General features: G+C 70.8%; 1 pseudogene. It reads left to right on the forward strand.

Features of this window, described 5'->3' with window-relative positions:
• Positions 1 to 6 precede the first annotated feature (6 nt).
• Positions 7 to 295, forward strand: a pseudogene (locus RJ03_RS02570) (DUF955 domain-containing protein); the annotation flags it as partial.

The raw sequence follows: 295 nt of genomic DNA on the forward strand, positions 1-295 counted from the left end.
CGCGAGATGACCGAGAGCCGGATTCAGACGGGCCGCTCCTACCGCCGCGTCGCCGCCGCCGTCGACGCGGTGTGCGCCGTCGCCGCCGATTTCGACGCCACCACCCTGGAAGAGGTGGTCCTCGCGATCGCGGCCGAACGCGGCCGCATGATCGAAATCGCCGATGCTCAGCTCGGTCCGGGCGTCTGCGGTCAGCGCCGCAGCTATCCGGACAAGGACGTGATCGTGCTGGCCGCGGCCCTGCCCAGCCGCGACCACACCCTCGCGCACGAACTGGGCCATGTGGTCTTCGACC

Source organism: Nocardia aobensis NBRC 100429, from assembly GCF_000308375.1.
GTDB classification, from domain to species: domain Bacteria; phylum Actinomycetota; class Actinomycetes; order Mycobacteriales; family Mycobacteriaceae; genus Nocardia; species Nocardia aobensis.